Below are 262 nucleotides of genomic sequence, written 5' to 3'. Positions count from 1 at the left end.
GCTGCATGACGCGGGTGTGAAGTCCGAGCACGCCTACCTGGCAGGCATGGCGTCGATCGGGTTGTCGTTCGCCTCGTGGATGGTGTCCGTGAAGGCCGAGGCAGCCGGCCTGGACCGCGCCGACCGGTGGGGCATCTTCGTGGGTGAATGGGCACCGACGTTCTTCTGCATGGGCCTGGCACTGTCCCAGTACGAACGCCAGGACAACCCCGTCTACGCGAACGACCCCAGACTGACCACGACCGCCCCCTGACCGCGCCGG

Annotated in this window: 1 protein-coding gene; it reads left to right on the top strand. The window is 67.6% G+C overall.

What is annotated here, in order from left to right:
- Window position 1 precedes the first annotated feature (1 nt).
- The gene (locus IF30_RS0140670; protein WP_030248410.1) at window positions 2-253 is read left to right on the top strand and encodes a hypothetical protein; all 252 of its coding nucleotides are present in this window, start codon (window positions 2-4) and stop codon (window positions 251-253) included.
- Window positions 254-262 lie beyond the last annotated feature (9 nt).

It is taken from the genome of Streptomyces sp. NRRL S-350 (assembly GCF_000719705.1).
GTDB lineage: Bacteria > Actinomycetota > Actinomycetes > Streptomycetales > Streptomycetaceae > Kitasatospora.
The sequence above is the reverse complement of the archived record's forward strand: the minus strand, read 5'-3'. Positions and strand labels throughout refer to the sequence as shown.